The sequence below is a fragment of the Inhella sp. genome (assembly GCF_041912635.1).
Taxonomy (GTDB): domain Bacteria; phylum Pseudomonadota; class Gammaproteobacteria; order Burkholderiales; family Burkholderiaceae_C; genus Inhella.
The window spans coordinates 57,246-64,710 of record NZ_JAYRMO010000019.1 but is presented as its reverse complement, the minus strand read 5'-3'; the positions used below and the strand labels follow the sequence as shown (position 1 = coordinate 64,710).

The window sequence follows — 7,465 nt, the reverse complement described above, 5'->3', positions numbered from 1 at the left end:
CCCCCCCGGCCGGGCCGGGTGGGGGGGCCCCGGCGCCGCGCCGCGGGGGGGGGGGGGGGCCGCCGGGCGCCCGGCTGCTCCGCCTGTTCGGGGCCGACAGCAGCCTGCTCAAGCAGCGCTTCCCCGGCCTGCTGTTCTGCAATGGCGACAACGCTGCCGCCTTGCTGCTGCTGCAGGACGTGCAGCGGGCACTGGGCCTGGCGTTTGCGGGCAGCAAGGCGCCGGTGCGGGTGCTGCTGCTGGGCAGCGACAGCGCGCTGGCCCAGGCCCTGCACGACGGCCTGCAGGCGCAAGGCGTGCTGGTGCTGGGCTGCACGGCGGCCGAGGCCGCCCGCGGCCATCTGCGCACCCTGGCGCCGGTGGATGCCGTGGTGGTCTGCAGTGCCGACCCGGCGCTGCGCCTGGACCTGCCCCGCGTGCACCAGTTGCGTCGCCGCCAGCGCCGCCTGCTGGTCATCGATGGCGTGGCGCCGCCCAGCATGGACGCCGCCACCCGTGCCGCCTGTGGCGACTGGGTGCTGCACCAGCAGGCGAGCCGCGTGCAGCTCCCCGGCCTGTGCTGGGGCCTGGCCACCGCCGGCCTGCACGGCGAGCGCCGCCTGCTGGATGCGCGTGCGCTCGAAGCCCTGCTGCTGCACCGGGCCCTGTTCCAGCGCCAGGAGCCCGCCGCCCTGGGCTGCGACTGGCTCCAGCACGGCGGCTTGCAGCGCCTGCTGCTGGGCGAGGCGCTGCGCCAGCTGGCCGTGCAGCTGGACGCGCCGTATTCCGGCAGCCAGCGCGTGCGCAGCTTAAACCTGGCCTGCCCCGAGGCCTCGCGCGCGCCCGTCAGCGGCTTCAGCGACACCCTCTCCCTGGCCGCCTGAACACCCCGAGCGTCGCGCCCATGGATTTGCCTGCTGCGCTGTGCCGCGCCGCGCGCCAACTAATTGACAGGGCGGATGCCGGCAGCCTGTGGCGCCGCTGGCAGGGTCGCCCGGCCGTGGACGCCGTGTTCCTGCGCGCCGCGCACGACGACACCGAGCGGCGCCGCTGCTTTGCCCGCCGCGCGGGGGGCGAGCCCACCGCGCTGGGGCGGCGGTTCGGCCTGGCCGGGGTGCGCGGCCAGACCCGGCTGCTCAACCTCACGGCCGCCGAGCTGGCCACACGCAGCGGCCGCCGCCGTGCCCGGGGGCTGCTGCTCGAAGCGCTGCAAGCCGTGCAGCAGCAGGGCGTGCGCGTGGTGGCGCTGCCCGAGCCCCTGCAGCGCCTCTTCGGGCGCGAGGGCCGGGGCCTGAGCGCCCGCTTCCCTGGGCTCGTGTTCACCCATGGCCTCAATGCCCGGGTCTGCCTGCTTGTGCAGGAGCTGGCGCGCCTGCTGCAGGCCAGCGGCCTGCGCCGGCCGCGCCTGCTGGTGCTGAGGGCCTGCCAGCCCCTGGGTCAGGCGCTGGCCGAACGTCTGCAGGCCCAGGGCCACGAGGTGCTGGGCTGGGGGCCGGGCCGGGTGCGCCTGCTGGCCTGGGCACAGCGCAGTGGCGTGGCGGTGCAGCCGGTGTTCGAACGCATCGGGCCGGTGGATGTGGTGCTCGTCTGCGGCCCGGCCCCGATCGGGCAGCTGATGCGTTTGCAGCCCGGCCCTGGGCGACCCCTGCTGCTTCTGGACGGTGCCGAGCCCGCCGGCGTGGCGGCCCACACGCTGCGTGCCGCCGCCGGCCGCCTGTGGCACCAGCGCGTGGGGCAATGCCAGGCCCCGGGCCTGCGCCAGGGCCTGCCTTGGGCATGGCGCTCCGGCTGCCCGCTGCCGGCCGTGGTGGCCGAGGCGCTGGCGCTGGCTCAGCTGCTGGCGCGGCAGCCGCAAGGCTTGCAGGGCTTCCAGGACTGCCAGGGCTTTCAGCCCAGTGCGGCCCAGCAGTTCCGCGTGGCGCGGGCCTTCGCCGAGCTGGGGCTGGACTTGCCTCCGCCGCGCAGCCGGGGCTGCCCGGTCGGCATCCCGCGTCTGGCCGCTTCAGTCGAAAGCGCCTGGCCCGAAGCCGGCGCCACGCTGCACTAGTTCGGCGAGGGTTCCAGCACGCCCAGCAGCGCCTGGCGCAGCACCGCGGCCAGCCGGTGGCGCGGCCGGTGCAGGGGCGTGAGCAGCACCACCCGGAAGGGAATGCGCACCGCCAGCGGCCGCTGCACCAGCTGCGCACCAGCGCAGGCGGCGGCCGTCAGCGGGTTGACGATCGCCAGCCCCAGCCCCGCTGCCACCAGCGCGCAGACGGTGGCGGCGCTGTGCGTCTGCACGCGCAGCTCGCGGACGATGCCGGCGGCGGCAAACAGCGCGTCGATCTGCATCCGGTAGGGGTCGGCCGGTGCCAGGCTGATGAAGGCCTGCCCGGCGAAGTCCGCCAGCTCCAGCACCGGCTTGGCGGCCAGCGCATGGCCAGCGGGCAGCACGGCCACCTCGGCCAGGTCGGCCAGCACCTCGGCCTGGCAGCCGCTCGGGGCTTCGGGGCGCTCGGTCAGGGCCAGGTCGTAGCGCTGCTCGGCCATCCAGGCTTCCAGCAGCGGGCTCTCGGCCGGGGTGATGCTGATGGCGGCGGCCGGGCAGCGCGCAAGTGCAGCCGGCACCAGGGCATGGGCCAGGGCGGGCTGGGCCAGCAGCTCGAAGGGCTGCTGCTCGGCCTGTGCCAACGCGCGCGCCTGCGCCTGCACCTCGGCCAGGCCGCTGTAATGGCGCTGCACGGCTTCGAACAGGGCCAACGCCGCGGCGGTGGGCCGGATGCGCGCGCCGCCGCGCTCGAACAGGGCGTAGCCCAGGCGCTGTTCCATCAGCGCGATCTCGCGGCTCAGCGTGGGTTGCGAGCTGTGCAGGGCCTGGGCGGCGGCGGTCAGGCTGCCGGCCTGCATGACGGCGCGGAAGACCTCGACCTGGCGGTGGCTGATGGACATGATTTCAGCATATCGAAACTGGATGATGTGAAGACAAATTGCGATTGGACTGAATGATTCGGCCCGGGCAAGCTGCGCGCCATGCTGACCAACCCCCAAGTTCAGGCCCTGGCCACCGAGTTCGGCACTCCGCTGTGGGTGATGGACGCCGACACCATCCGCGCCCGCGTGGCCCAACTGCGCGCCTTTGACACCCTGCGCTACGCGCAAAAGGCCAACCCCAACACGCATTTGCTGCGCCTGCTGCGCGCCGAAGGGGTGAAGGTGGACGCCGTGAGCCGCGGCGAGGCGCTACGGGCGCTCAAGGCGGGCTACCAGGGCGGAGCCGCCCAGGCGCCGCTTGCACAGGCGGCCGAGGCGGAGATCGTCTACACCGCCGACCTGCTGGACCGCGAGAGCCTGGACTTTGTTGTCGAGCAGGGCCTGGTGGTGAACTGCGGCTCCATCGACATGCTGCGCCAGCTGGGGGAACGCAGCCCGGGCCATGGCGTCTGGATTCGCCTCAACCCCGGCTTCGGCCATGGCCACAGCCGCAAGACCAATACCGGCGGCGAAGGCAGCAAGCACGGCATCTGGCACGAACAACTGCCGGAGGCATTGGCGGTGATTCGCAGCAGAGGCCTGCGCCTGGTGGGCCTGCACATGCACATCGGCTCGGGTGTGGACTACGGCCATCTGGCCCAGGTGGGCGGCGCCATGGTGGCGGCGGTGCGCCAGGTGCTGGCAGCCGGCCTGGACCTGCAGGCGATCTCGGCCGGCGGCGGCCTCTCCATCCCCTACCGCGCCGGCGAGCCGCGCGTGGATACCGCGCACTATTTCGAACTCTGGGACGCCGCCCGCCGCGAGGCCGCGGCCCTGCTGGGCCACCCGCTGCATCTGGAGATCGAGCCCGGCCGCTTCCTGGTGGCCGAGGCCGGCTGCCTGCTGGCCGAGGTGCGCGCCGTCAAGCGCCAGGGCAGCGTGGACTATGTGCTGGTGGATGCCGGCTTCAACGAGCTGATGCGCCCCGCCATGTACGGCGCCCACCACGGCCTGCGCCTCATCCCCCACGATGGCCGCACGCTGGGCCCGGCCCAGCCCACCGTGGTGGCCGGCCCGCTGTGCGAAAGCGGCGATGTCTTCACCCAAGGCGAGGGCGGCGAGCTGCGCCCGCAGGACCTGCCCGCCGCCCAGGTGGGCGACTGGCTGCTCATCGAGCACACCGGCGCTTACGGCAGTGCGATGAGCAGCAACTACAACAGCCGCCCGCTGGCCACCGAGGTGCTGCTGGAAGGCGGCCGCCCGCGCTTGATCCGCCGCCGCCAGCGCGTGGAGGAATTGCTCGCGCTTGAGGACTGATCCGGATGGCGCGGCGGCGCCGGGCTGCGACAGTTCGGCATGCTTTGGCGTGCGCTGTGTTTGACATTTTCTTTCGGCTCCATGGCCGCTGTGGCGCAGGCGCAAGCCGTGCTGGAGGCGCGCTTTGACGCCGGCAACCCGCCCTTTGCCGCCGAGCGCCAGGGCGAGGCGGTGGGCTACTACCCGAAGATCGTCGAAGCCGCGGCACGCCGTGCCGGGCTGAAGCTGCAGGGCCAGGCCGTGCCCTGGATGCGAGCGCTGCGCGCGCTGGATGAAGGCCAGGCCTGCGCGGTCGGTGCCTATGCCACCCCCACCCGGCGCGAGCGCTACCTGCTCAGCGAACCGGTGTTTCGTGACCGGATCCTGGTGGTGGGCCTGCGTGAGCGCCGCCTGCCGCCCGTGCGTGAGGTGACGGATCTGCAGGGCCTGCGCGTGGGCATGGTGCGCGGCTGGGTCTACGGCCCACTGGAACCCCACCTGCCCAGCCTGCAGCGCGTGGACGCCACCTACGACGACCAGCTCTTCATGAACCTTGCCAGCGGCCGCGTGGACGTGGTGCTGGCGGTGCAGTACGCCGCCCAATACACCATGGCCCAGCTGGGGGTGGACGGCCAGGTGCTGGGCGAACTGGCCCAGGCCGACCTGCACCTGCTGTGCCCGCGCACCCCCGAGTTCCGCGCCCTGCTTGAGAAATTCGACCCCGCAGTGCGCGAACTGCGCCGCAGTGGCGAAATGGCGCGCATCGAGGCCCAGACCCTGGGGAAGTGACGGCTATCCCATCGCCTTTGCCGATAGGGGTCATTTAATAAATCAAAACTAACGGTCATTGGCCGTCGATACAGTTCAGCCCATTCCTTCCCACCCCTCATGGAGCTGAACCGATGTCCCTGATCAACACCACCGTCGCCCCGTTCAAGGCCGAGGCCTTCCACAACGGCAAGTTCGTCGCCCTGACCGAGGAAAGCCTGAAGGGCAAGTGGTCCGTGCTGGTCTTCATGCCGGCCGCCTTCACCTTCAACTGCCCCACCGAAGTGGAAGACGCCGCGGAGCACTACGCCGAGTTCCAGAAGCTGGGCGCCGAGGTCTACATCGTCACCACCGACACCCACTTCGCCCACAAGGTCTGGCACGAAACCAGCCCGGCCGTCGGCAAGGCCAAGTTCCCGCTGGTGGGCGACCCCACCCACGCCCTGACCCGTGCCTTTGGCGTGCACATCGAGGAAGAAGGCCTGGCTCTGCGTGGCACCTTCGTCATCAACCCCGAAGGTCAGATCAAGACCGCCGAGGTGCATGACAACGCCATCGCCCGCGACATGAAGGAAACCCTGCGCAAGCTCAAGGCCGCGCAGTTCGTCGCCAAGAACCCGGGTCAAGTCTGCCCGGCCAAGTGGAACGAAGGTGCGGCGACCATCACCCCGTCGCTGGACCTGGTCGGCAAGATCTAAATGAAGCGGATGGCTGCAGGCCCGGGAGGGCTTGCAGCTTCCCCAGAGCCGCGCAAGCGACTCTGAAAGGGCCCTGACCAACGGGTCCTTTCAGAGTGGCTGGCTTCGCCACACCCCTACCTGAGGAGACCGAGCATGTTGGACAGCACCCTGAAGACCCAGCTCCAGGCCTATCTGGAGCGCGTCAAGGAACCCTTCGAGATCGTCGCCTCGCTCGACGACTCGGACAGCTCCCAGCAGCTGCTGGCCCTGCTGCAAGACATCCAGGCGATGTCCGACAAGATCAGCCTGCGCACCGACGGCCAGGATGCGCGCCGCCCCTCCTTCGGCCTGCAGCGCGCTGGCACGGCGATGGACCTGCGCTTTGCCGCCATCCCGCTCGGCCACGAGTTCACCTCCCTGGTGCTGGCCCTGCTGTGGGTGGGTGGCCACCCGCCCAAGGTCGAGCCCGAGCTGATCGAGCAGGTGCGTGCGCTGCCGGGCGACTACCGCTTCGAAGTCTTCATGTCTCTGAGCTGCCACAACTGCCCGGACGTGGTGCAGGCGCTGAGCCTGATGGCAGTGCTGAACCCGCGCGTGCAGACCGTGGTCATCGACGGCGCGCTGTTCCAGGATGAAGTCAAGGCGCGCGAAGTCATGGCCGTGCCCATGGTCTTCCTGAACGGCCAGGAATTCGGCTCCGGCCGCATGAGCCTGGAAGAGATCGTTGCCAAGCTGGACACCGGTGCGGCCGCGCGTGATGCCGCCAAGCTGGACGCCAAGGCGCCCTACGACATGCTGATCGTCGGCGGCGGCCCGGCCGGTGCCGCGGCCGCCGTGTATGCGGCGCGCAAGGGCATCCGCACCGGTGTGGCGGCCGAGCGCTTTGGCGGGCAGGTCAACGACACGCTGGCGATCGAGAACTACATCTCAGTGCTGGAAACCGACGGGCCGAAGTTCGCCGCCGCGCTGGAGGCCCATGTCAGGGCGTATGACGTGGACCTGATGAATCTGCAGCGCGCCGAAAGCCTGACCCCGGCCGCCGAGCCCGGCGGTCTGATCGAGCTGAAGCTGGCCAACGGCGCCACGCTGAAGAGCAAGACGGTCATCCTCTCCACCGGCGCGCGCTGGCGCAACGTCAACGTGCCGGGCGAGCAGGAATACAAGAACAAGGGCGTGGCCTATTGCCCGCATTGCGACGGCCCGCTCTTCAAGGGCAAGCGCGTGGCGGTGATCGGCGGTGGCAACTCGGGGGTGGAGGCGGCGATTGATCTGGCCGGCATCGTGGCCGAGGTCACCTTGCTGGAATTTGCCGAGCAGCTGCGCGCCGATGCGGTGCTCGTCAACAAGCTGCGCAGCCTGCCGAACGTGCGGGTGCTGACGAATGTGCAGACCACCGAGTTCACCGGCGCCGAGGGCAAGCTGAACGGCCTGAGCTACTTGGAGCGTGCCAGCGGTCAGGCCCAGCACATCGAGCTGGAGGGCGTGTTCGTGCAGATTGGCCTGGTGCCCAATACCGAGTGGCTGCGCGGCACCGTGGAGTTGAGCCGGCACGGCGAGATCGTGGTGGACGCCAAGGGTGCCACCTCGGTGCCGGGCGTGTTTGCGGCGGGCGACTGCACGACGGTGCCGTTCAAGCAGATCGTGATTGCGGCTGGCGACGGTGCCAAAGCGGCGCTGGGGGCGTTTGACTACTTGATGCGGATGCCGGTGGCGGCGGCCTGACAGGGCGCTTGGACCGAGGTGTGCGGCGGGCGCTGGGAATGCTCGGAATCGCCTTGGGGCGATTCCTCGGC

7 protein-coding genes are annotated in these 7,465 nt (G+C 70.9%); 6 read left to right on the top strand and 1 reads right to left on the bottom strand.

Annotation, left to right across the window (positions count from 1 at the left end; translation table 11 throughout):
• Together ACE3QP_RS12685 and ACE3QP_RS12680 are read left to right on the top strand one after the other, a co-directional pair.
• The coding region (locus tag ACE3QP_RS12685; protein ID WP_374436543.1) for a hypothetical protein at window positions 1–863 on the top strand (863 nt) is incomplete at its 5' end.
• Between the two features lie 20 nt (window positions 864–883).
• Window positions 884–2,026 carry a hypothetical protein gene (locus ACE3QP_RS12680; RefSeq protein WP_374436542.1) on the top strand — a complete coding sequence of 381 codons (1,143 nt, stop codon included), beginning with the start codon at window positions 884–886 and terminating at the stop codon, window positions 2,024–2,026.
• Here the strand turns inward: ACE3QP_RS12680 and ACE3QP_RS12675 are convergent.
• Complete coding sequence (locus ACE3QP_RS12675) at window positions 2,023–2,907, bottom strand: LysR family transcriptional regulator (RefSeq protein ID WP_374436541.1); 885 nt, start codon at window positions 2,905–2,907, stop codon at window positions 2,023–2,025. The genes ACE3QP_RS12680 and ACE3QP_RS12675 overlap by 4 nt on opposite strands.
• An 84-nt stretch (window positions 2,908–2,991) precedes the next feature.
• On the opposite strand from ACE3QP_RS12675, the gene lysA reads away from it, so the two are divergent.
• From lysA to ahpF, 4 genes are all read left to right on the top strand, one after another.
• Window positions 2,992–4,245 (top strand): diaminopimelate decarboxylase, encoded by a 1,254-nt coding sequence (gene lysA / locus ACE3QP_RS12670; protein ID WP_374436582.1) that lies wholly within the window; start codon window positions 2,992–2,994, stop codon window positions 4,243–4,245.
• 81 nt (window positions 4,246–4,326) lie between these two features.
• Window positions 4,327–5,013: a substrate-binding periplasmic protein gene (locus tag ACE3QP_RS12665; protein ID WP_374436540.1), complete on the top strand. Its 687-nt coding sequence runs from the start codon at window positions 4,327–4,329 to the stop codon at window positions 5,011–5,013.
• A 113-nt stretch (window positions 5,014–5,126) separates the two neighbouring features.
• On the top strand, window positions 5,127–5,690 hold the full coding sequence (ahpC, locus tag ACE3QP_RS12660; RefSeq protein ID WP_198109528.1) for an alkyl hydroperoxide reductase subunit C: 564 nt from the start codon (window positions 5,127–5,129) through the stop codon (window positions 5,688–5,690).
• A gap of 135 nt (window positions 5,691–5,825) precedes the next feature.
• Complete coding sequence (gene ahpF, locus ACE3QP_RS12655) at window positions 5,826–7,394, top strand: alkyl hydroperoxide reductase subunit F (RefSeq protein WP_374436538.1); 1,569 nt, start codon at window positions 5,826–5,828, stop codon at window positions 7,392–7,394.
• The last annotated feature ends 71 nt before the right edge of the window (window positions 7,395–7,465 follow it).

Excerpts from the sequence above, each read along its gene's own strand:
- ahpC (WP_198109528.1), top strand. The coding sequence starts at position 5,127 with ATGTCCCTGATCAACACCACCGTCGCCCCGTTCAAGGCCGAGGCCTTC.
- ahpF (WP_374436538.1), top strand. The coding sequence starts at position 5,826 with ATGTTGGACAGCACCCTGAAGACCCAGCTCCAGGCCTATCTGGAGCGC.
- ACE3QP_RS12680 (WP_374436542.1), top strand. The coding sequence starts at position 884 with ATGGATTTGCCTGCTGCGCTGTGCCGCGCCGCGCGCCAACTAATTGAC.
- ACE3QP_RS12665 (WP_374436540.1), top strand. The coding sequence starts at position 4,327 with ATGGCCGCTGTGGCGCAGGCGCAAGCCGTGCTGGAGGCGCGCTTTGAC.
- ACE3QP_RS12675 (WP_374436541.1), bottom strand. The coding sequence starts at position 2,907 with ATGTCCATCAGCCACCGCCAGGTCGAGGTCTTCCGCGCCGTCATGCAG.